The sequence below is a fragment of the Bremerella sp. JC817 genome (genome assembly GCF_040718835.1).
In the GTDB taxonomy this organism is placed as follows: domain Bacteria; phylum Planctomycetota; class Planctomycetia; order Pirellulales; family Pirellulaceae; genus Bremerella.
On the sequence record NZ_JBFEFG010000274.1, the window covers coordinates 197199 to 221236 of the forward strand.

Genomic DNA, 24038 nt, shown 5'->3' on the forward strand with positions numbered 1-24038 from the left:
ACTTCCAGTTTGCGTTCGGTATACTCGGACTGCCTTGCACTATGCGAGGAGCAAATCCATTGATTTCTCGTCTTATCCAGTTGCACCCCCTTCGGCTGGATTACACCGATCTCGAGCACCCGCACCCAGGGCAGCCGTCCAATATCCCCCCATTATGCACAGCACTGTGTAGGAGATTTTCTTCCGATGTCGAACGCCTCTTCTGCCGCCACTCCGAAAGAATATCATCGGATGGCGCTTCTGATCGCTAGTTTTATGACCCTGATCGCAGCTGGGGTCGGGTTCGGCGTCCGTGCCGGTATTTTGAACGACTGGGCGGTTCGATATGGTTTCACCAAGGTCGAACTGGGAACGATCACCGGGGGTGGTCTGGTCGGCTTCGGTGTGACGATTATCTTCTTCAGCTTCCTGGCCGACAACTTGCTGGGCTACAAGAAGCTGTTGGTTCTCGCCTTCGCGCTGCACGTCTTGTCGGTGATCATCACCCTGGCCGCGACGCCCGTTTATGGCTTTGCCGGTAAAGAAGGCACCTATTGGTGTCTTTACATCGGCGTGTTCATCTTCGCTCTGGCCAACGGCGTGTGCGAAGCGGTGATCAACCCGCTGGTGGCGACCCTTTTCCCGAAAGAGAAGACGCATTACCTCAACATTCTGCACGCAGGCTGGCCGGCCGGTTTGATCATCGGCGGTATCATCGGCTTCCTGTTCTGCGGTGAAGGTGCTTTCATCACGCATCTTCCTTGGGAAGTTCCACTGGCGTTGTACATGGTTCCAACCATCATCTACGGCATCATGGTCGTCAAAGAAGCCTTCCCACCATCGGAAGCTGCCGCAGCCGGTGTGACCACCAAAGAAATGCTGCTGCAGTTCCTTTCGCCACTGCTGCTGTTTTTGTTTGTCATCCACGCAATGGTCGGTTACGTCGAACTGGGTACCGATAGCTGGATCACGAACATTATGGAAAATGTGATCTCGAAGTACGCGTTCCTGCTGTTCATCTACACTTCGTCGATCATGTTTGTCCTGCGATTCTTCGCTGGGCCGATCGTTCACAAAATCAACCCACTCGGTCTGTTGTTTGTGTGTTCCATCTTCGGCTGCACCGGTTTGTACTGGCTGGGTGCTGCCCAGACAGGCTGGGCGATTGTCGCCGCGGCAACCGTTTACGGCTTGGGCAAGACCTTCTTCTGGCCAACCATGCTCGGCGTGGTGGGCGAACGTTTCCCACGTGGTGGTGCGATCACCATGGGCGTGATGGGTGGTATCGGTATGCTTTCCGCCGGTTTGCTCGGTGGTCCTGGCATTGGTTATAAGCAGGACTACTTCGCCACGCAGAAGATGGAACAGCTCGACGATGCCTTGTTCCAGCAATACCGCTCGGCCGACAAGAAGTCGTTCCTGTTCTTCCCAGCCGTCTATGCACTCAACGGTGCCAAGGTGGGTGTGTTGAAGGATGACGGTGCGGAACTGGCACGTCGTACCGAGATCGAAACCAAAGATGACACGCTATCGCCGGAAACCAAAGAGCTGAACGCCTGGTGGGCCGCGAACAAGCCTGCCAACGAAGAGCAGTATAAGCACGAAGTGGAAGTGGTCGAAGAAGCCAACATCTTCGGTGGCCGTATGGCCCTGAAATGGACGGCGATCGTTCCCGCGACGATGGGTGTCTGCTACTTGCTGCTGGTGATCTACTTCCAGATGCAGGGCGGCTACAAGCAGGTCGTGCTGCACGGCGAAGAATCAGAGACCGAACAGTACACCGGCGGTGTTGAAGGCCCAGTCGAATAGTCGACGCCTGATACCTTCCCACGCTATGCTAAAGCGAGCCTTCCCCTTGAAGGCTCGCTTTTTTATTGGTTGCGACCACCCAACTCATCCGGAAAATGCCATGTCTTGGAACACATTCTTTCTGATTCAGAAGGGCTCCCAAGGGAAACAACCGGCGTCGTTCCTGGAATCGCTCGGACTGCCGGGGGCTCAAGAGACAGAATCGATCTCGTTCCACGAAGCCACATCGTCGGGACTGGCCGGGCAAGCGATTGCGGAATCGAATGGCTGGACGATCCTGACCGATCCAGTCTTCTTCTTGGATCTCTTTCCCGATGATGCCATCAGTGGCGGAGGCGTGCTTTTGCCACTACCACTCGAGCAGCGTCTGCTGGCGATGTCGAACGAACACCCCAGCTACGCACTGCTACTCAACGGCGTGTCCGATACCTATGGCTTCGCTGCTTACGAGAACGGAGAGTGCAGCCGGGCCATCTTGCAGGCCGAGGACACCACGTACATCGACACGGGCGCGACGTCGTTTACGAACGACCACTGGGCCGAAGATCGCGATCCAGAAGAGATGCTATTGGAATTGCTCGCCGAAATCACCGGCATCGAGTCATTCGACGAGCTTCCATTTACCTTATGCGAAGTGCCGCCGTTCGGCTCGACCTAGCGAGGTTATTGGAATGGCGTGCCGTCGACACCAAAGCTATCGGCGGTTCGACCTTTCATCACGCCCATGACATCTCCTTCGTCACCAAATTGCCAAACCTTCACGCTGGCAACCTTCAGCGATGCGGTCTTCCAGTCGGCTGGTCCAGCCCAGTCCGGCAGCCACACCCCCATGGTCAATTGAGCCGACATCGCCGGGACCCACTTGTCGTTTTCGGCGACTTTCTTGCCGTCGATGTAGTGCGTAGCGATCTTGCCTTCATACAAGGCATAGTGGTTCTCGCCCAGCTTCTTCAGCGGGTTGCCCAGGTAATCGGCGAACGGGATCGATTTGTCCTGAACCCAATAATAGCCATCGGACTCGATGACCTGCGAATCACGGATCGAAGGCATTTCGCGGAGCTGCGTTCGCCACTCGGTCGTGAAGGTGTGATATTCGCCGTCAACGGCTTGCGGGACTGAGAAGAAACGATTGTCGTGGCGGTTTTGCAGGAAGGTGTTGTACATTGCATCGTCGAAGTTCCCCGCCTTGCCGAACTCCGGAAAATCTAGCTCCGACCAATACTCGTTTGCCGCCATGCCGTACGCAGGAATATGCGGATTGTACATCGGCGTTTCCGGCTGAAACTCATCTTTGCGAGCCTTATCACCTTCGACCCAGCGATAGGCATACGTCCACAACGCAGGGATGCAGCCTTTCGGACGCGTCGGATCGGCAGGGCCACCTTCGTGAGCCTCTTTCGCGCCCATCTTCATCACCACCTCGAACCGGCCAGACGCAAAATGTTTCTGGCTTACGATCACGCCACCAACACGCGTTTTGTTGCCCCACCAGCCTTTAACCGGCCCTTCGTAACGATCGCCATGCGCGGTGCAGATCAAGACGTTTCGCTGCTGACCATCGACTTCGTCTTTGCCAATTGTCACGTTCTCTGGCACCACCCCATGATTGCCGCCACCCCATTGCTTGCGGAAGACATACCAGCGCTGCGGGTCGATCTCACCGGAAGACCAGTCTTCTTCCAGGACCAGCTTTGCCTGCTTCGGCAATGCCGGCACTTCTTCGGCCGAGAGCTGGGAAACCAGCGGCGAAAAAACCATCGCCAACAGAAGCAACATTCGAGAAAGCAGCATGGGGTATCTCATAGGGGTTAACGCTGAAGAATCAAAAAGTCGCCATCGCGAAGGGCTCGAATCGCCCCAGGCAACATGTCGGTCGTCACTTGCTGGGAAGACATCGCCAGTTCGGCCAGCTTTTGCCAGGCGACCTGGCTCATGTCTTGCCGCGACCAGTTCCGTTCGGTCCAGATCCGGACCATCAACTCTTGCACGAGGTAAGGACGTTGCTGGCGGATCTTTCGCAAATCGACCCGTACCGAGCCATCCCCTTCTTGCCAGACGGCGGTGTCGTAAAGGTCGGACACCAGGTCGTCGATCACCTCCTGGCACTGCCGGGCCTGTTCCGCCAGGCGAACGAGCGAGGTGTCGACCTGGCTGCCAAAGTCCTCCCGCAGGCTCGGCAGCGTTTGCTGACGGATTTTGTTGCGGGTGAACTCGAGCGTCTGGTTCGAGGCATCTTCTCGCCAGTCCTGATCGCACCTTTGAAGGTAATCGACGATTTCGGCCCGCGTAAAGGGAAGCATCGGTCGAACGAGCCCCACGCCCGGCAGCCATTGCCGAGCCGAGGCAATTCCGCGAAGTCCGGCGACTCCGGTCCCACGCAAGATGCGATGCAGGACCGTTTCGATCTGATCGTCTTGATGGTGAGCGGTCACCAGATACCGGGCTTCGACTTCACAGGCCGCTTCTTTAAAGGCTGCATAGCGGGCTTGCCGGGCAGCGGCTTCGATTCCCAGGCCGGCCGATTGCTGCTCGAGCAGGGCAGGGGATAAGCTGAACGAGCGAAAGTTGACCCCCAGCTTGCCGCTTAGCTCACGAACAAACGCCAGATCGCCGTCTGAGGCATCGCCGCGGAGCCGATGATTCACATGAATGGCCCACATTCGGGAGCGAGCGTTGTCGTCGACCGCTTCGGCCATCAGTCGCAGCAAGGCGACACTATCGGCACCACCGGAAACACCGATCAGGATTACCCGGCCAGCCCAGGCCGCCAGCGGCCAGTTTTCCAGGAATCTGAGGGGTAAATCGGACATGCTCGACCACGATGGAAAGGGTTTGCCCCTCAATTGTTAAGAAGGATTCCCGCAAGAAAAAAATGAATGCTTCCCTCTGAAGGGGAAGTCTGTTAATATAGCGTGAACGGGTTTTGCGCACCACGATTGTGCGCGTTCCCGCCGATTGTGTTGACCTAAGCGTTTAACGAATGGCAGCGAAGCATTTCGCTTGACGTGCGTTTGGAGAAACCCAGTCGATGTGCCGGATTGGTAAATCCTCTAGCCCCATTGGCTTTTCGGAGGGCGGATAAGCGTGCAACTACTTCTTTTCCTGATACGGCTCCTGGTGGCGCTCTGTCCAAGGAAGGTAGAAATCCTCAGCCCGGTACGCGTACGCGCTCGGTCTGACAAGCGGCACGCCTCTTCTCAACGAGAGACCGCGATGGTTCACTTGCCATTGCTTGGCTGGCTGGAAATTGACGCCCATCTTCTTCCCCATAACGCCTGCCAACGCGCCCGAGAAGGGTCCGCGAAACGAGCAGGCCCAACATCCGGAACCTCTTCCGGACGTCGCAGCGACTTCTGACCCATGAGTGGGTGCTGCTGCGCCCTGGGGTAAGGTCGTTCGGGGGAACGAACTTTTCAATTTGGCTATCGACCGTTTCTGACAAACTGGCCGGCCTACCACTTCTGGTACGACCGCCTTCTCGTCCGCGCCTGCTTCACCTCGTTAATCGCTATTCCATCCAGCTGCAGGAGTAGTGGAACGTGGGATTTTATATCGTGTTGGCAGCAGTCATGTCGGCAGTTGGTGCCGCACTGCTTGTCAAGTTTATTGATCGGCTCCGAAAAAAGGACGTGGAGACCGAGGCCCAACAGATCCTGGATAAGGCCAAGCAGGACTCTGAAAACCTGAAGAAGGAAGCCTTGCTCGAAGCGAAGGAAGAAGCCCTTCGTCTAAAGACCGAAGCCGAAAAGGAACTCTCGAAACAACGCGACGAAACGCGGGAACGCGAAAAATCGCTTGACCGCCGCGAAGAATCGATCGACCAACAGGCCACTCATCTCCGCAAACAGGAGAACATGGTCGAAAAAACCCAGCGCCGGCTCTCTGAGAAAATCGACGAGAACGACAAGCGGGCCACCAGCCTGGAACGCATCATCCGCGATCAGCAGGAACGCCTGCACCGCATGAGTGGTCTCAACGCGGAAGAAGCCAAGGGAGAGTTGCTGAAGCTACTCGACCAACAGCTTCAATCGGAAACGGGCGCCATCGTGCTGAAGCATCAGCGCCGGATGGAAGAAGAAGTTCGCCCAATCGTTCAAGACATGCTGCTGACCGCCATGCAGCGATTCGCCGCCGCACACACGGCCGAATCGACCACCAGCACGGTCGACATCCCCAGCGACGAAATGAAGGGACGAATCATCGGCCGCGAAGGTCGTAACATTCGTAGCTTCGAAAAAGAAACCGGCGTCGACGTGATCATCGACGACACGCCCGGCGTGGTGATCGTCAGCGGGTTCGATCCGGTCCGCCGCGAAATTGCCCGGCAGTCACTCAACAAGCTGATCGCCGACGGCCGCATCCACCCGTCGCGGATCGAGGAAGTGGTCAAAGAAACCCAGTCCGAGATCGAAGCGACCATCCGTAAAAAGGGTGAAGAAGCCGCCACCGAAATCAACGTGATGGGGCTTCAGCCACGGCTGATCGAGATGTTGGGCCGGTTGCATTTCCGGACCAGCTACAGCCAGAATGTCTTACGGCACAGCATCGAAGTCGGCTTCATCGCTGGCTTGCTGGCCGAGATGATCGGCCTCGACGCCCAGACGGCTCGTCGCGCCGGCTTGCTTCACGACATCGGTAAGGCAGCCGACCACGAACTGGAAGGTGGCCATCCGAAGATCGGTGCCGACCTGCTGAAGCGTCATGGCGAATCGCCGGAAGTGGTGCACGCCGCTTTCGGTCACCACGACGAGATCATCACCGAATATCCCTATACCATGCTGGTAGCCACCGCCGACGCGTGCAGTGCTTCGCGTCCTGGGGCTCGTCGAGAAACCCTCGAGCGGTACATCAAACGCATGGAAGAGCTCGAATCGATTGCCACTGGTTTCCATGGCGTCGAACAGGCCTTCGCCATTCAGGCTGGCCGCGAGCTGCGTGTGATCGCATCCGCCAAGGAAGTGAATGACGAGATGGCCGCGAAGATTTGTCGCGACATCGCCAAAGCCTTCGAGGAACAATTGACGTACCCAGGCGAAATCAAAGTCACCATGGTCCGCGAATCCCGCTTCACGGAGTTCGCGCGGTAGTTCACTAGCTTGGAAAGGCTGGCTCCCTTGAGGATTCTGCACATCGGCGACATCGTCGGTAAAGTCGGACGCGACATCGTACGCGATGTCGTGCCGGCACTCCGCGAGAAGTACAACCTTTCTCTCGTGGTGGCCAATGCTGAAAACGCATGCGGCGGTTCGGGTCTGACCCCGGCCGCCCATCGCGAACTGATCGATGCTCGCGTCGACTGCATTACCATGGGCGATCATATCTATCGCCGTAAAGAGCTCAACAAGACGCTCGAATCGCAGCCCAACATCGTCAAACCAGCCAATTATCCTTCGTCGGCACCTGGCAAAGACTTTGCCATTGTGCAGTCGAAAGAAGGCCTGCGTGTGGCGGTGATCAGCGTGATGGGACGCGTCTTCATGCGACCGGTCGATTGTCCTTGGACGGCGATCGATCGCGTGCTCTCGCAGATCCCATCCGACGTGAAGATTCGCTGCGTCGACTTCCATGCCGAAGCAACCAGCGACAAGCAGTTGATGGGGCGTCATCTCGACGGCCGCGCCAGCTATTGCCTGGGAACGCACACTCACGTAGCGACCGCGGACGAACAGATCTTCCCGAGGGGAACTGCCTTCATGTGCGATGTCGGCATGACCGGACCGCACGAAAGTATCATCGGCCGGCGAATCGATCGGGTGCTTGAAACGACCATCACCTTCCGCCCAACGCTTTTCGACGTAGCGAAAGACGACGTCCGCTTGAACGGTGCAATCGTCGATGTCGATTCGCAAACAGGGAAAGCGACCGCGATCCAGCGACTTCAGGTGAGAGAAAATGAGGTCAAGGAACTGAAGAAGGGCCTGGAATAAGCTCCTGGTTTCTCGTTTTCAACCTTCTACCTGCGACCACCCATGTACGTCCGTCTTCTGTTATGGCTGCTGGCCGTCACCGCATACAGCGTCATCGTGATCTCCGTCTTTGAAGAGTATCACGTTCCAGAGTCGACGCTGGGGGATGCCATTACCACGGTCCTTGGTTTGGCGATTGGTGTCTTGCTGGTGTTTCGCAATCGTGCCTCGTACGATCGCTGGTGGGAAGCTCGCACGTTGTGGGGTTGCCTGATCAACGAGTCACGCAACCTGGCGATCAAAACCGCGGCGTTCGCCGACATCGAACTGGCCGAACAGCGTCACTTCGCCGATCTGCTGATCGCCTTCCCCAACGCCCTTCGAATGCATCTCCGAGGCGAACGCGATCCACTTCCTGAAATAGAAGCGACGTACCCAGAGATCAAGCAAATCCAGCATCGCCCTGGCTTCGTCGCCCTACAGATCTTCAAGTATCTCGATCGGTGGAATCGCGACGACACGCTGCATGCTTCGATTCGCATTATCGAGCGTAACGCGAACACCTTGATGGAAATTTGTGGGGCCTGCGAACGGATCCGCAACACGCCGATGGTCCCCACCTATCGCTACATGGCCTGGGGCAGCGTGATTCTTTACACGCTGGCCGGCCCATGGGTTGTGGGTATCGATCAAGGATGGTTTACGATCCCGATTGTCCTGCTGGCAAGTTGCTTTATGCTCGGCATGGAGATGGTCGCCGAGGCGATCGAAGAGCCGTTCGGCAAAGAGAAGGACGACCTGCCGCTGGATAGCTATTGCGAAACGATCGAGCGCTTCATTCGCGAGACGTTGCCTGCCCCCACGGCCACCGCCGAAGCAGTGGCCGGTTGATTCTCGCTGGAAGTTTATAGCTTCAGCTTCTTGGTCAGCATGTCGGCCTGTTCTTCGGTGAGCGGGTCGAACTGGATCTCGACATTCGGCATGGCAGCCTTCAGCTTCTCGACCTCTTCCGCCGAAATATCAACCTGATTGATCTTCAGCTTCTTCAGGTTCGGCAACTGCTTGAGCTGGGCGACGGCATCGTAGCTGAGGCGTGCTTCAGTCAGTTCGATATCTTCCAGCGAAGGCATCTGAGCGAGGATAGCCAAGGTTTCGTCATCGAAGCTGGCAGGCGTCTCTTTGCCCCAGCTTGGCAGGCGTTGGCCCAAGCGAATCGACTTCAGATTCTTCAGCTTCGGCAATTGCTTCAGGCCTTCGCTCGTTTCGGTGTTATGCCACTCGCGAAAGCTTTCCAGTTGCGAGATCTGCGCGACCGCTTCGTATGCTTCATTGCCAGCCGTCGCTCCGGCGAACGTCAACGACTTGAGCGCAGGCATCGCCTTCAAATGCGCCAGGCCAGAACCGTTAAACGCTTCGATCTTGCGAGAAGGATGGAACAGCGACAGTCGCGTCAGCTTCGGGAACGCTGCGAAGTGGCGGTAGCCCTCGTCGGTCAGCACCGAGCCATTGATCATGAACGATTCCAGCTCTTTCAATCCGGTCAGCATTTCCAACTGCTGATCGTTCAATTCTTTACCACTGATCGCGATCGACTTCAGCATCGTCAACTGACCGATCAGGCGATATTCGTCATCGGTAAAACCATCGCAGTCGATGCTCAAACTGTGAATTTCACCGTTGCGTTGTTGGATCTTCGCGCCGATCTTTTCCAGGGCAGCCAGATCAGGCTCGGCGGCAGAAAGGACCAACGGAAAGCAAAGCATGAGCCAGGGGACGAGCGATTTCATGGGGACTCCAGAGAGCGGTGGGGCGATACTCGAGGAACAGGACTGATTGCTCGAATTATCCCTTAAAAAAACTGGAATTGCGACGAGGTTCTCGCTAGAACTGAAAACTCATCCTGCCTACCGACCTCCCACCCACCGATCCTGCCATGAAACGTTTGTGCCTGGTACGTGCTCTGTTCGCTTGTGGACTCTCGTTGGCATACGTCGCCGTGGTCACCGCTCAGCAAGACGACACCCAACAGCGTTCGCTTGGTGCGGCGGAAAACGAAGCGGTCCGCGAACACATACGCAACTTCGAAGGAAGAGGACAAACGGCAGACTTCTCCATTCCAGCACTCGCGCCGTCAGAGGCTGAAAAACAGTTCGTCACACCGGACGGAGTGCAGATGAAACTGGCCCTCGCCGAACCAATCGTCCGGCAACCCGTCTGCATCAACTTCGACGAACAGGGACGGATGTGGGTCGTGCAATATCTGCAATATCCCTTTCCCGCCGGGCTGAAGATCGTCAAATATGACGAACACCTGCGAGCAGTCTTCGATAAGGTTCCGCCGGCACCACCGCATCACGATCGCGGTGCCGACAAGATCACCATCCACGAAGACACCGATGGCGACGGCACCTTCGACAAGCACAAGACATTCGTCGACGGCCTGAACATCGTGACCAGTGCGCTGCCCGGCAAGGATGGCGTGTGGGTGATGAATCCACCTTACTTGCTGTTTTATCCCGACAAAGATCAGAACGATGTACCAGATGGCGATCCAGAAGTTCACCTGACCGGCTTCGGCCTGGAAGACACGCACGCGGTCGCCAACAGTCTGACTTGGGGCCCCGATGGCTGGCTGTACGGAGCCCAGGGCAGCACCTGCTGGGCCACGGTCAACGTACCGAAAGATCCTCAACATCCGCCGGTTCATTTCAAAGGCCAGGCAGTCTGGCGTTATCACCCTGACTCGCATCAGTTTGAAGTCTTCGCCGAAGGGGGCGGCAACACGTTCGCCGTCGAATTCGATGCCAAGGGTCGCATTTACTCCGGCCACAACGGAGGCAACACGCGTGGCTTTCATTACGTGCCAGGGGGCTATTACCAGAAGAGCTGGGGAAAGCATGGGCCGCTGACCAATCCGCATGCCTATGGTTATTTCCCAGCGATGAAGAACCCAGCGGTCGAACGCTTCAGTCATACGCTGGTAAAGTATGAAAGCGACGCACTTCCGGCATCGTACCAGGGACATTTGATCGCCCCGGTTCCTTTACACAACTATGTTGCCGTTTCACGGATCTGGCCGAATGGTTCGACCTGGCAAACCGAAGATCAATGGAACGCGATCGAGACCGACGACGTCTGGTTTCGCCCGGTCGACATCAAGGTTGGCCCCGATGGCTGCGTTTACATTGCCGATTGGTGCGATACGCGGCTCACACATGTCGACCCTCGCGATACGTGGGACCGTGCTCGGGGGCGAATTTGGCGTTTGCAGCCGGACGACTACCCTGATCATGAACCGCTCGATTTGTCGAAGCTTTCCACGGAAGCGCTCGTCGAACAACTCGCCAGCCCGAACAAACTTCGCCGACAACTCGCGCAGCGAATGCTCCGCGAACATGGCGACCATGCCGCCGCCGAAAAGTTAGTCGCCCGCCTTTCGAATGAAACCGATCAACTGGCATTGGAACTTCTGTGGGCGATCGATGCCCTGGGCGGGTACGATCAACGTGCGGCCGAAGTCGCTTTAAATCACAGCGATCCGTATGTGCGTGTTTGGGGCGTAAGGCTACTTTCGCCCGAACTAGCCGACGCGATGTCCCAGACGGTCCTATCGCTTGCTCGCCGGGAATCGCATGTGGAAGTTTGCAGTCAATTGGCTTCCACCGCCAAGCGGCTACCAGGGCCGCTTGGTCTGGCGATCGCCCAGCAATTGGCGGCCCGGGACGAACTGGCCGACGATCCCCACATTCCGCTGCTCACATGGTGGGCGATCGAATCGCACGCCGATGAATCATCCCTCAGCATGAACGTCGCTGCCGAACTCTCGACGACAAAAATCGGCGGCACGATCATTCTGCCCCGTCTGGCCCAGCGACTCGCTGCCGAAGAAGACGAAGCGAGTCTCACCCGATTGGCCGAACTCTTACGTTCGATTTCCGACAACGCCTTACAGCAAAAGCTGCTAGTCGCGATCAATTCCGCGTTTGAAGGTCGCAAGATCGAACATTTCCCCGACGCCTTACGTGACGCCATTGTCGCTTCGGCCCATGGCAAGACAGACGCTCAGTTGGCCTTGTTAGTCCGGGCCGGGCAAAAAGAAGCCGAACAAACCCTCCTTCAAACAATTCAAAACCCGAAGACCGCTTCGGCTCAGCGATTGAAGTGGATTCAATTGCTCGGCCAGGTCGGCTCGAACTCTGCTCGCGAACCTCTGCTGAAGGTGGCCCTGGGAACCGACACTAGCGAGAACCGAGTCGCGGCGATCGCTGGCCTCGGTTCGTTGGATTCCGCAGAGATTACGCAACAACTCTTGGCACGGTATCCCACCGAAGGCGGTGACGTCCGCCGGGCGATCATCGATCTGGCAACCGCTCGGCCCAGCAGCGCGTCGCTACTCCTCGATGCGATTGAATCTGGGACCGTTCCACGTTCAGACGTTGCCGTCGATCTGGTCGAGAACTTGAAGCTGCACGGCGATCCGAAATTGAACGAGCGAATCAGCAAGCTGTGGGGAGCCACCCGGGCAACGCCAGCTGAGTTGACGGCTCGACTTGGCCAAACGACGACGATCCTGAAGACGGGAGAAGGGCACGCCGAGGCAGGCAAGGTGCTGTTCACCAAACGCTGCGGAACATGCCACAAGCTATTCGGAGAAGGAGCGACGATTGGGCCGGAGTTGACCGGTTACGAACGCACTAATCTCGATTTCATGCTGCTGTCGGTCGTCGATCCGAGCGCGGCGATTCGCGAAGAGTACACCAACTATCGCGTGCTGACCGAAGATGGCCGGGTGCTGTCTGGCTTTCTGGTGAACCAGGACGACAAGACGATCACGTTGAAGAACGCCGAAAACCCTGCGATGGTGATCCCTCGTGAACAGATCGAAGCGGGGCCATTGGCACTGGAAAAATCGTTGATGCCCGATCGCCTGCTCGATGACCTCTCGGCAACCGAAATCCGAGATCTGTTTGCGTATCTGCAGAGCCAGCCCTAGGGCCGACACTTTTCCTGCCGCCCCAATTCCTGAGCCACCGAAGGTCCCACGGAGGGGGCGGCCCATGAAGAGCCCCTCATTGCTACCGACCGACCGCTAACTTTGATAGCATCGAAGTTGATGAATCCTGCCTTGTTCTGGTTGCGGGATTTCGGTATCGTTCGCGCCCGATTGAAGAGCAATTCTGCCATGACTGAACCCAATTCACCCTCTCCGCTTCGCTGGTATCAGCGGTTGATGATGGGCGTTGGTGGGGCGGTTTTGGCCGTTTTGTTGGCAACTGCCGCCTGGCTTAGTCCTAGTGCCCAAGGCCTGGGAACGCATCAGCAACTGGGGCTTCCCCCGTGCACGCTGGTGCAACTAACCGGCACACGATGTCCTTCGTGCGGGATGACCACCAGTTGGTCGCACCTGATGAAGGGGAACGTGTGGGGCTCGCTCAAAGCGAACTCGGCTGGCTGTTTGCTGGGATTGTTGTCCCTCTTCCTGGCCCCGTGGATGCTAAGTTCCGCCATCGTTGGTCGACTTACTGTCCCAGCTCCGAGCGATGCCGTGTTGATCACCATAACCGTGTTAGTGGTGGCCGTGACGCTAGGAGATTGGCTGGTACGAATCAACTATTTTCAATTGTGAAGACGACTCGGCAGGACGCCAGGTCGCACGACATATCACCAGGGATGGACCGAACCATGAGCCACGGACGGTTTCGACTTTCGCCACAATCGTTTTCCAGCATCGTGCCATTGGGGCTGATCTGCTTGTTGCTGGTTGGCAACGGCGGCTGCGTCGGCATGTTGGCGGCTTTGCTGCATACCGATACGGTTTCGGCTCGCTACACGGGACTGGAAGGCAAGAAAGTCGCCGTTTTGTGCGTCGCTGGCCCTTCGTTCTATTCCGAAAACTCCACCTCGCGCCGGATCGCCGAACAGGTCGAGTCGCTCATCATGTCCAAGTCGGACAAGGTAAAAATCATCTCGCAGCAGAAGATCGACGATTGGAAGGATCGTAGCGGTTGGGACAACATGGACTACCGCGAAGCTGGCAAGTCGCTGGGCGCTGACATGGTGATCGCCATCGACCTGGCTCGCTTCGAGATCCAGCCTAACCCTGGGATCTTCAAGGGACATGCGGAATACGCTGTTTCGGTCTACGACATCAACGACGACGGCCGCCTGGTCTTCCAGGACACCCCCAGCGCGATCGAATTTCCAATCAACGAACTGGCATACGTCTCGAGCAGCGAACGTGAGTTCCGAAGTTCGTTCCTGCGGCTGATTTCGCACCGTATCGCCCGCAACTTCTACAAGTACGATTCGCGGGAAGATCTGATGCTCGATGAATCGTTTGTCGCCCACTAAGCCCCCCACAGGGCGGCACGGAAAAGTTGACCGGTACGAAAACATCTTCTACCATTAAGTAAAGTCAAACAACGACTTACGTTGCGTTGTTCTGGCGTTCTTATCCCCTCGAACCACTCAACCCATCCGGCCAAGATGCGTTTGCAAACCCTATCACTATTCGTCGCCATGTGCGCTGTGCTGGTCCTGGACCTTTCGTTGGCTCATGGGCAGAAGCCCGGAACGAAGAAAGAGATTCCGCCACCAGAAGCGTTTAACGTCACCACCAAAGATGGCGTGATCCTTCACGGCACTTACTTCGCCAGCACCGAAGGCAAGACAGCCATCCCGGTCATCATGATCCCAGGCTGGGAACGTAGCCAGAACGACCTGATCGTCTTGGCCGATGCCATGCAGAAGCAAGGCCTGGCAGTCGTGACGGTTGACCTGCGTGGCCATGGTGCCAGCAAGACGATCCAAGGCCCCGGCGGTCAAATCACCGAGATCGATCTGGGACGCGTTCGTTCGAGCGACTTCGATACGTTCGTCACGCAAGACCTGGAAGCGATCAAGAGCTTCCTGATGGAAGAAAACAACAAGGGCAAGCTGAATATCGAGATGCTGACCATCGTCGGCTGCGATTACAGCGCGATTGCCGCTATGAACTTTGCCCTGCAAGACTGGAGCTGGCCAATTCTGCCGGCGATCAAACAGGGGCAGGACGTGAAGGGCCTCGTCTTGATCTCGCCACCAAAGACCTTCAAGGGCTTCAACGCGAACATGGCGATTCAGTCGCCGGTGATCAAGAATCAGGTTTCAATCATGATCATTGCTGGCGACCAGGATCGTACGAGCTTCAGCGACGCCAAGCGTCTGTTCAGCTCGATCGACAAGATCCGCCAGAAGTCCTTCACGGAAGCGAAAGACCGTACCGTCTTCTTCGCTGCCAAGCCTTCGCCACTGGAAGGGACTGCTTTGCTGGCCGACCCACGTGCGAACTGCTTGAAAGACATTCTGTTCTTCACCAAGGTCCACCTGCAGGATCTGCAGGCCAATGATCCTTGGACCGATCGCTCGTCGCCGTTGAACTAGGCCACGAAGCGAATCGTCAATTGGGCGTCTTCGGCAATCTGTAGCCGAAACGCCTGGCGGATTGTCCGCCCTCTGTTGCATACCGCGCGTTTCTGCGGATGGCGTTTTTCTTCACGCTCGGATAAACCGATCGCTGCTGCGCCATCCACTCCAGGCAGCTTAGCTGCCTGGAGGAGCCAGAGTGGTGAACGGCTGGTCGCCGCCACGCCATCCACCTTCGGTCGATACCGGACGGAGCCTGGTCACAGGCTGCACCTGGCTTGGGGCCGCTTCCGGCGCCATGGCAGTGCGTGCGTCCGGAATGCTTAACGTGACACCGATCGGCAACAGATCAGGCGAGTCGAGCTGAGCCCGGTTCGCCCGATAGATCGCCTCCGCCAGGAGCGGATCGCCGAGATACTTCTCGGCGATCGACTCGAGACTGTCTCCATCACGTACGCGGTGCTCCCGCGTTATTGCCGAACCGCGTTGGTTGTTCGCGCCATGGTTGGGGGGCGCGATGCGGGGCAGGGGAGTGAATTGCTGCTGCACCTGGGTCTCAGGCAACTGCGGCTTCATCACTTGCTGCGTCGTGATCACGGGAGACGTGGTCGTTGGAGGCAGCGGTCTTGCCGTACCGGGGATCTCGATCGGTACGACGGCTCGGCTGGCTGTATTGGTGGCACCTACCGCTTCAACACGCGATGCCAACGTTACGTTACCAACCTGACTGACAGGGATGTCAGACAGAATGGGCTGAGCAGAAATCGGTGTTCCCTGCTGCATACCCATCGACAAGGAAGGAATCTGGGCCGGGTTGTCCAAACCCATACTTTGATCCCCGCGCGGGGTAAGCGTCACGACGTCTGGACGAGAGACCTGTTGGTCCCAGTACTGCTGCGCATCGACACGAGGTTCGACCGGAGCATGTTGAGCTGCCTGTGGGGCAGCGGTTACCTCAGGCGTTGCCTGAGGTGGAGTCGTCCATGCCGACCAATACGGCATGGCTGAACCAAGGCCAATCACTCCAAGTGCAGCCATGGTCAGAAATTTGGAATCGCCACTCATATTGCGTACCGTCATCTTGGGGAGTCACGTGTACGCAGTCCTTTGCTTCAATCATCGAAGACCATCCTGGATACTTCGCTTCATCGACGCGTGCTAGCGTCGGGCTCTTCATTTTTTGGAGTTCGTTCTCACGTTTTTCGCTCGAGCAGGGTGCGAAAATGAGCACCGCGCGAGTCAGGCAAACTTTATGCTGGAAGACTTTTCGGCCTGCGAAAAACGAGGCGAAGATGCCGGTTGGTCTTAGGTGCCACTGCCGCAAGTTTCGGGCAGCCCCATCCTCGGATCGACTTCACGACCCAACCCGAAGTTCGCCAGACGATGGCACCGTCTGGCGAGTGATCTGACGATGGTACGCGGCTGACGAAACCAGCACGCAGTGGCACCTATCCCAACCAAGGGGAACATCGCTCACGCTCTTCATTACGCGATGCTTGCGCGGCCCAGTTCGTGCGATCGAAGCTAGTTTCAGCGCAAAAAAAGAAGGCGGCATCAAGAGATGCCGCCTTCGTAAACTTTAACGATTAGCGAAGCCGAGGGCTTTGAATGACCTGGGCTTAGTCTTTGGCCGGAGCCTTTTCACGATTCATCAGCCACAACAACGTCGGGCAAGCGATGAAGACCGTGCTGTAGGTACCTGCGATCACACCGACCACCAGCGAGAACGAGAAGCTGTGAATGCCTTCGCCACCGATGAAGAACAGAATGATCACCACGATCAACGTCGTGAGCGAGGTGAGCAGCGTACGCCCCAGAGTCTGGTTGATGCTGATGTTGATCATCTCGCTGGTTAGCTTCGGGCTCTTGCCGCGAACCTCGCGGATACGGTCGAAGATCACGATCGTATCGTTGAGCGAGTAACCAATGATCGTCAGGAACGCCGCCACAACTGGCAGGCTGATCTTGAACTCAGTAATCTGCGCAAAGCCCAGGAACGGAGCCAACCAGTAACTGATGGCGATCGCTCCCAAGGTGACCAACACGTCATGCACCAACGCCACCACCGCGGCGATGCCGAAGGCAAAGCTTTGGAAGCGGAACCAGATGTAACCGACGATACCGATCAGGCAGAAGAAGATCGCCGAAGCCGCCATGGTCTGCATGTCGCCGGCAACCTTACTACCAATCTTGCTGGAAGAAGGCCAAACCGGGGTCGAATCGAGCCCCTTGCTAACCTGCTGGAGCAACTTGTCCGACTGAGCAGGATCGGTCGACAAGCGAACGGTCCACTCTTCCTGGCTCACGCGGCTGTCGACTGGCAGAGGACGGCTTTCGACGTCCAACAGCTGAATCTCTGGAGGAGCGACCGTCAGGGCGTCCGCGGCGTCGAGAATCATCGTACGAACCGTTTCGGCACTGATGCCTTCGTCGAACGAAAGCTTGGTTTCAGTCTTGAAGCGAGGACCTTCCGCCACGCCACCAGCGATGTCCTGGAACATGCTGCCGGCACCGGTTGCAGGAACTTCACCCTCAGGGGCTTCTTCCGCAGCCGGAGCTTCCGCCATTGGCGTTTCGGTCATCGGAGCCGTCTCTTCTTCGGCTGGAGCTGCGGTCGTCTCGACTGGCATCTCTTCCTTTGGAGCTTCTTCCATCGGCTTTTCGTCTGCAGGCTTTTCGTCTGCAGGCTTTTCGTCTGCAGGCTTTTGCTCGGCTGGAGTTTCATCGGCCGGTTTGTCGTCGGCCGCTTTCTCTTCAATCGGAGGCTCTTTGTCCCCTTCGCCTTCTTCCTGAAGCAAACCAGTGGCCCAACCGTTCCATGGCATCCAGGCCAGCATACGGGTCGAGGCAGGAATCAGCAGCGACTGCTTGTCTTCCGAAGGCTTCTCTTCGGCTGGCTTGTCGTCTGCTTTTTCTTCCGTGGTTGCTTCAGGTTCCGGAGCCGACTTCGATTCTTCGGTCGTGGCTGGGGCCGCTTCCGGAGTCGTCGTGGCAGACGGGAAGACCACACCGGTCACTTCCGCAGGTGGGGTGAAGTCCATGTTGTGCATGACCAACATGCTTTCGCCGTTCGGACCAGTGAAGACCTGAGCGATCTTCTCTTGAACCACGTCCACGCCAGCCGGAATCTTGCCGGTGTTGTAACGCAAAGCATCGGTGCTGAAGTTCATTCGCAGGTTCGATGCGGTCTGCGTCTTGTCGTCGACGTTCTTGACCGACATCGTGCCGGAGTCGGCACCCGTTTCGTCCTGGAACTCGATCCCATCACCATCGGCGTTTGGCAGCACGGCGACTTTCACGTCGGCGGCATCCAAAGCCAGGATGATCTGGTTCAAGGTGTCGATGCCCGTCAGATCGACCTCAGCGGTCTTGCCGCTGCGATCGGTGATCGAGACCTTACCCAGCTCGCCATATTCGGCCAGCGAGGTATCGACCTTGTAGATACGATCTTCCGAGCCTTCCAGCGTCACAGCACTCACCGAAAGGTCAGGCAGAACACCAGTCAGCTTGCTACGAACTTCCGAAATCGGCATCGCTTCGGTGAGGTAAACCTGGACCGAAGAACCGCCGTTGAAGTCGATGTCGAAGATGTCTTTGCCACGACCGAACACGCCGACCAGACCAATCGCAATGACGACCAGCGAAGCGATCATCGCGCCACGGGCTTTTCCGATGAAGTCGTAGCCGATGCTCGATGCCGAAGGCATGAACGAGAGGGTCTTGATAACGCGTTTCTTTTCGAGGATGTCGAAGATTCCACGCGAGACGTAGATCGCGGTGAACATGCTCATCAGAATACCGACGAACAAAGTCACGGCGAAACCACGAACCTGGTCGGTACCGATACGGAACAGAACCGCGGCGGTGATCAAGGTCGTGATATTGGCATCGACGATGGTCGACATCGCCTTGCTGAAACCGTTCGAGAGAGCGACTCGCAGCGAAGCACCGCCAGCCAACTCTTCACGGATACGCTCATAAATCAGCACGTTCGCGTCGACCGACATACCAACGGTCAGCACCAAGCCGGCGATACCGGGCAGCGTCAGGTCGGCACTCAAGGCGATCATGACTGCCAAGACCAACACCAGGTTGAACAGCAGTGCGAAGCAAGCCACCAAACCGGCAACTCGGTAATAGATCGCCATGAAGATCAGAACGGCGATCAACGAGATGGTGATGGCGATCTGACCCTTGCGGATCGTATCGTCACCCAGCGTGGCGCTGATCTTCTGTTCGCTGATTGGTTCTTTACGCAGCACAACCGGCAAACGACCGCTACGCAGCACCTGGGTCAAGTCGTCGACTTCGTCCTGGGTGAAGCTACCGGTGATGATACCGCGATCGGTGATCACCTTCTGAATGTTCGGTGCCGAAATCAGGTAGTTGTCCATCACGATGCCGAGCTTGCGCGGCATGTTGGGTTCGCTCAGGTTTTCAGCCGAGAGGTGACCCATGCGGCGAGCACCGTCGATGCCGAACTCGAACGAAACGGCTGGCTTGCCATATTCGTCACGGGTCACAGCGGCCGACGAAAGGTGCTTACCACCAAGACGGTATTCCGGACGTTCGACTCGCATCAGAACTTCCAGCGGCAGACCAGGACCGCCACCGCGGACCATGTGACGCTGACCGTTGACGTAAGGTTTCAGCGATGGATCGGAGATGTTGCCACCACCGACGGTACCGCGAGCATCGTCATCCACGCGAACCCAGCGGCCGATACGTTCGCCTTTGCGATCGGTCACAAACGTGGCACCGATCTGCGATTCGTCTTCGGCACGGGTCATCAGGAAGTCGTGATCCTGCTTGTTGGCGACAATCAGGAAGTCGAGCACACCAGCCTTGGTGATCAAGCGTTTAATCGAAGCCAGGTCCGACGATTCGGCTTGCGGCACGATCACTTCGATCTGGTTCTCGCCGTAAGGACGAATGACCACTTCGGACGTACCGGATGGATTGATACGCTTCTGCAACTGGGTGATCAACTGAGCCGTCCCTTGCTCCAGACGCTTTTCAGGCGTCAGGTTGAAGGCCGATTCATTGGGGGTGGTGTCCGATTCCAGCAGGTCGAGGCTCGCCTTCTGGTCCACTTCGTAGACCAGGATCACGCCACCCTGCAGGTCGATCCCGAACTTGGGAGGCCACAGCAGGAAGCAGATACTGACACTGCAGACCAGCGACGCCAGGATGACGCCCAGCTTCTGTCCCATTTCTGGAAGCCGAATCGACGAAGCAATCCAGACACCCAGGATGTAAGGAACGATCAGGGTGAGAACAATCACCCCCAAAACGTTCAGGGCCTGCGAGCCTCCGGAGCTCTGTTCTGGGACTGGGGTGACTTCAATCGTCGGGCCAAGGACTTCCTGCGACGGCGTCTGCGCCATCGCGGTCGAGCCCAGCCACGAACTTCCGCCAGCATCGGTCCCGATGTCGACGCCGGTCACCAGGGTGGCCATCAGCGTCAGCACGAGCATGACAGCAAAAATCGTGCAACTCTTCTGCATTGCGTGTCTCCAAGCCTCAGCAGCATCAATGTGCCGGGCAAGTCGTATGGTTGAATTGGAAAGGGGGAATTCGTCCGTGAATCGTCCACAAAAGTTGCGAACAGCGGTAATTAGGATCCGGCGTTATCACCTGTCTTTCCCTCTTTCGAGAGAACGACACCGATCGCTCGCATACGGACCCGCATTTCCGTGCCCAACTTATCGTCCAGGCGAAGGATGACCTCTTGCTGGTCTTTCTTCACACTAACCACCGTAGCGATGATGCCTCCGATCGTCTCTACGCGGTCGTTCTTCTTCAGCCCTTCGAGCATCCGCTTGGCTTCTGCCGCTTTTTGCTGTTCGGGCCGGAAGATCATGAAGTAGCCCAACACCAGAATGACCACGATCGGAAGCCAGGTGTAAAGCGAAGAAACATCGGGCTGCTGCGCCAGAAGATGAACTGGCAATACCGACAAATCAAACATTTCCGCCGAGCTTCCTACCGCTTGTCTGACTCACTGGTGGCATCCCAATGCCTCCAGAAGCAACGCTGGCTACGCTATAGCCATTGCGAATTCTGAAAAAGGCCAGAATCACCGAGAGATATGGACCTGAATGCACCGTCTACAGTGTGACAGCACATGGAAACCGCTCATGATAAGAGTTTCGTTCTATACCGGCAATAGTGGCCAGAGGCCCCGAAAACGGCAGTAGGCGTCCCCTTCGAGACGCCTACTTTGCTCCGCATTGGATTTTAATTTTGCCGTAACTGCCTAAACTTCCCAGACAGAACTACTCGGCACTCAGGTCGACCGCGACCAACTCTTTGTCGTTGCGGAAGAATCCGGTGCGGCCGGCATAGGCTGGGTGAGTCCACACCACACCACGTCCAAATGCCTCGCTGGTTGGCTCAAGCACGTGAAAGCTGCCGAGCGACTCGAAGCCTTCACGCGTCATTTTGGCCACCAGCAAATCCCCCACTTCGCTGAAGATCAGGTAACGATCGCTTTCGCCAAGACGTGTCACAAAACAGGTCCCATGCTTGATAAAGCGAGTCACGTCCGGCCGAGTTGCCTCGAAGGTGGTCCAAAGCCGATCGCCCGTCTTCGCATCGACCGCGATCAGACTGCCGAGGTTGCAATCGCTGCCATAAACAACCCCATCCACGAAAACAGGGCTGGAGGTTCCACTGTAAAGCGCATTCTTCGGCTGACCGCGCCAAAGTTCCTTGGCGGCAGGCTTATCGGTTGCCAGCTCCATCATCAGCGCCTCGGTCTGGATCCCGCTGGCGTACATCCGATTGCCATCAACCATTGGGCGAGCGACCGACATGTCGTATGAAGGGGTCAGTGGGAGTTTCCAGTATTCTTCGCCCGTCTTTGGGTTCAACGAAGCGACCCCTTCCGGGTGATAGAAAATCAACTGCTCGGTTCCGCCTGCCTCGATAATTGCTGGTGGTGCGTACCCCATACGGGCATCGAGCGACTTCCACTGCACTTCGCCGGTTCGCTTGTCGAGAGCCACGATTCCTTGACCTTGGCCTCCGACCGGCACATAAAGCAGATCACCCGAAACGAGCGGATGCCCAGCAACGCCCCAGATCGGAATTTCTGCCCCGAAATCCTTCGACAAACTTCGTCGCCAGACCAACTCACCTGTTTCGACCTGCAAACAGACGAGATCACCTTCAGCACCGGTCCAGAACAACAGTTCACCATCAATGGTTGGCGTACAACGTGGACCCACGGCATAGCTAATCGAGTAAGGTCGCTCGTAAGCGTATTCCCACAACGACTCACCGGTCTCGGCGTCGAAGGCCAGAACGCGTTCCTGACCGGTTCGATCCTGACGTGCGCCTGGGTTGTTGGAAATCTCCGGCGTGGTTGCCTTGTAGTCGGTCACGAACACACGCCCGCCTGCCACAGCTGGACCGGCATAGCCACCAGCGATCGGCATCCGCCATTTCACCTTCAAGCCAGATTCGGGGATCGAATCGATCACTCCGGTCTCGCGATAGACGTCATCGCGTTGGGGGCCCATCCATTGAGGCCATTCGTCCGCCCAAGCGGCTGGGGCAACGACTAGCGAGCAAAGAGCCGCCAGAGAAAAAAGACGGAAAAACGTGGACGAAAACGTCGACATTGGCAATGTTCCTTCGTGCGAGGCGCGCAGCATCAGACAACCGTGTTACCCAGTTAGAGTCCGCCGACTGGGTAAAGGATTCAGATTCTTCGCGAAGATTTGAAGAACAATCTAGCTGGCCGAACCCCAGCCTTCCATTTTGGCCTGATAGAAGGACTCGAAGCGATCTTCTTCGATCGCAGCCTGGGCTTCACGCATTAAACGCTGGTAGTAAGCGACGTTATGCAGAGTCAGCAAAATGGGCCCGAGCATCTCTTTAGCCATGAACAGATGCCGCAGGTAGGCCCGACTCAGGCCCGCTACCTGGGGCACGCTCTTCGGATCGAGCGGGGTCGAATCGCGCTGATACTTGGCGTTTCGCAGCCGGACGGTCCCTTCGTCGGTGAAGGCCAACGCGTTGCGTCCATTGCGAGTCGGCATCACGCAGTCGAACAGATCGACCCCGCGACGAATGCCTTCCAGCAGATCCTCTGGCCGCCCGACTCCCATCAAATAGCGAGGCTTTTCGGCCGGTAGAGCAGGACAGGTCACGTCGAGAATCCGGTACATCTCCGGGGGCGGTTCGCCGACACTCAAGCCGCCGATTGCATAGCCAGGGAAATTCAACTCGCCTAGACGCTCGGCACATTCGACACGGAGCTTTTCGTCGAGACCACCTTGCACGATGGCAAACTGGGCCTGATCTTTTCGTGTGGCGGCATCCTGGCAACGCTTAGCCCAGCGGATCGAGCGATCCATCGCCTCGCGAATGACCTTCGGCTCGTTTGGTAACGCGACGACGTGATCGAGCACCATGGCGATGTCGCTACCGAGGTTCTCTTGAATCTCGATACTTCGTTCGGGCGAAAGATGGATCTTCCGGCCATCGATGTGCGAACGAAAGACCGCCTCTTGCTCGGTAATCTTCCGCATTTGGGCAAGGCTGAAAATCTGGAAGCCGCCGCTGTCAGTCAGGATTGGGCCATCCCATCCCATGAACTTGTGCAGCCCGCCCAGATCAGCCACAACGTCGTCGCCTGGCCGAAGCGAGAGATGATAGGTGTTGCCGAGGATCATCTGCGCGCCGGTCTGCCGCACCATCCCGATCTCGAGCCCCTTGACGGTCCCTTGAGTACCGACCGGCATGAAGGCAGGCGTCTGCACGACACCATGTGGCGTAACGAATTGCCCACGACGTGCCTTCGAGGTGCCGTCTTGATGCTTGAGCTGGTACTGAAACCAGTCCTTCTCGGCCGGCTTGTCAGGCGTGGAAGCTTCCAAAGTGTCTCGTCGCTCCATGAAAAAAACCCACACGGCTTGCCGTATGGGTTTG

General features: G+C 57.1%; 17 protein-coding genes. 9 read left to right on the plus strand and 8 right to left on the minus strand.

Annotation, left to right across the window (positions count from 1 at the left end; all coding sequences use genetic code 11):
* Positions 1-186 precede the first annotated feature (186 nt).
* Both AB1L30_RS14945 and AB1L30_RS14950 read left to right on the plus strand, forming a co-directional pair.
* On the plus strand, positions 187-1788 hold the full coding sequence (locus AB1L30_RS14945) for an MFS transporter (protein ID WP_367014234.1): 1602 nt from the start codon (positions 187-189) through the stop codon (positions 1786-1788).
* 100 nt (positions 1789-1888) lie between these two features.
* On the plus strand, positions 1889-2446 hold the full coding sequence (locus tag AB1L30_RS14950) for a hypothetical protein (protein ID WP_367014235.1): 558 nt from the start codon (positions 1889-1891) through the stop codon (positions 2444-2446).
* 5 nt (positions 2447-2451) lie between these two features.
* Here the strand turns inward: AB1L30_RS14950 and AB1L30_RS14955 are convergent, their stop codons facing one another.
* Positions 2452-3579: a glycoside hydrolase family 16 protein gene (locus AB1L30_RS14955; protein ID WP_367014236.1), complete on the minus strand. Its 1128-nt coding sequence runs from the start codon at positions 3577-3579 to the stop codon at positions 2452-2454.
* Positions 3580-3596: 17 nt separating this feature from the next.
* On the minus strand, positions 3597-4598 hold the full coding sequence (gene tilS / locus AB1L30_RS14960) for a tRNA lysidine(34) synthetase TilS (RefSeq protein WP_367014237.1): 1002 nt from the start codon (positions 4596-4598) through the stop codon (positions 3597-3599).
* Positions 4599-5327: 729 nt separating this feature from the next.
* Here tilS and rny point away from each other — a divergent pair.
* The 3 genes from rny to AB1L30_RS14975 are packed head-to-tail and all read left to right on the plus strand — an operon-like array spanning position 5328 to position 8585.
* Positions 5328-6875 (plus strand): ribonuclease Y, encoded by a 1548-nt coding sequence (rny, locus tag AB1L30_RS14965; protein ID WP_367014238.1) that lies wholly within the window; start codon positions 5328-5330, stop codon positions 6873-6875.
* A gap of 27 nt (positions 6876-6902) precedes the next feature.
* Positions 6903-7715: a TIGR00282 family metallophosphoesterase gene (locus AB1L30_RS14970; protein ID WP_367014239.1), complete on the plus strand. Its 813-nt coding sequence runs from the start codon at positions 6903-6905 to the stop codon at positions 7713-7715.
* 42 nt (positions 7716-7757) lie between these two features.
* Positions 7758-8585 (plus strand): bestrophin family ion channel, encoded by an 828-nt coding sequence (locus AB1L30_RS14975; protein WP_367014240.1) that lies wholly within the window; start codon positions 7758-7760, stop codon positions 8583-8585.
* Between the two features lie 14 nt (positions 8586-8599).
* On the opposite strand, the gene AB1L30_RS14980 is transcribed toward AB1L30_RS14975, so the two are convergent.
* Positions 8600-9481, minus strand: a complete 882-nt coding sequence (locus AB1L30_RS14980; protein ID WP_367014241.1) for a hypothetical protein — start codon at positions 9479-9481, stop codon at positions 8600-8602.
* A gap of 146 nt (positions 9482-9627) precedes the next feature.
* Here AB1L30_RS14980 and AB1L30_RS14985 point away from each other — a divergent pair, with 146 nt between their 5' ends.
* The 4 genes from AB1L30_RS14985 to AB1L30_RS15000 all read left to right on the plus strand — a co-directional run bounded on the left by AB1L30_RS14985 (position 9628) and on the right by AB1L30_RS15000 (position 15116).
* Positions 9628-12687, plus strand: a complete 3060-nt coding sequence (locus AB1L30_RS14985; protein ID WP_367014242.1) for a PVC-type heme-binding CxxCH protein — start codon at positions 9628-9630, stop codon at positions 12685-12687.
* Positions 12688-12876: 189 nt separating this feature from the next.
* Complete coding sequence (locus tag AB1L30_RS14990) at positions 12877-13320, plus strand: DUF2752 domain-containing protein (RefSeq protein ID WP_367014243.1); 444 nt, start codon at positions 12877-12879, stop codon at positions 13318-13320.
* 56 nt (positions 13321-13376) lie between these two features.
* Positions 13377-14045, plus strand: coding sequence for a hypothetical protein (locus AB1L30_RS14995; RefSeq protein ID WP_367014244.1), 669 nt, complete (start codon positions 13377-13379; stop codon positions 14043-14045).
* A gap of 135 nt (positions 14046-14180) precedes the next feature.
* Positions 14181-15116 (plus strand): alpha/beta fold hydrolase, encoded by a 936-nt coding sequence (locus AB1L30_RS15000; protein WP_367014245.1) that lies wholly within the window; start codon positions 14181-14183, stop codon positions 15114-15116.
* 159 nt (positions 15117-15275) lie between these two features.
* Here AB1L30_RS15000 and AB1L30_RS15005 read toward each other — a convergent pair whose 3' ends face one another.
* The 5 genes from AB1L30_RS15005 to tgt all read right to left on the minus strand — a co-directional run bounded on the left by AB1L30_RS15005 (position 15276) and on the right by tgt (position 24004).
* Positions 15276-16136 carry a LysM peptidoglycan-binding domain-containing protein gene (locus tag AB1L30_RS15005; RefSeq protein WP_367014246.1) on the minus strand — a complete coding sequence of 287 codons (861 nt, stop codon included), beginning with the start codon at positions 16134-16136 and terminating at the stop codon, positions 15276-15278.
* 581 nt (positions 16137-16717) lie between these two features.
* On the minus strand, positions 16718-20605 hold the full coding sequence (gene secD / locus AB1L30_RS15010) for a protein translocase subunit SecD (protein ID WP_367014247.1): 3888 nt from the start codon (positions 20603-20605) through the stop codon (positions 16718-16720).
* A 110-nt stretch (positions 20606-20715) separates the two neighbouring features.
* The gene (yajC, locus tag AB1L30_RS15015) at positions 20716-21069 is read right to left on the minus strand and encodes a preprotein translocase subunit YajC (protein ID WP_367014248.1); all 354 of its coding nucleotides are present in this window, start codon (positions 21067-21069) and stop codon (positions 20716-20718) included.
* A gap of 307 nt (positions 21070-21376) precedes the next feature.
* On the minus strand, positions 21377-22726 hold the full coding sequence (locus tag AB1L30_RS15020) for a PQQ-binding-like beta-propeller repeat protein (protein WP_367014249.1): 1350 nt from the start codon (positions 22724-22726) through the stop codon (positions 21377-21379).
* A gap of 111 nt (positions 22727-22837) precedes the next feature.
* Entirely contained in the window at positions 22838-24004 is a 1167-nt protein-coding gene (tgt, locus tag AB1L30_RS15025) for a tRNA guanosine(34) transglycosylase Tgt (RefSeq protein ID WP_367014250.1), read from the minus strand.
* Positions 24005-24038: the final 34 nt, after the last annotated feature.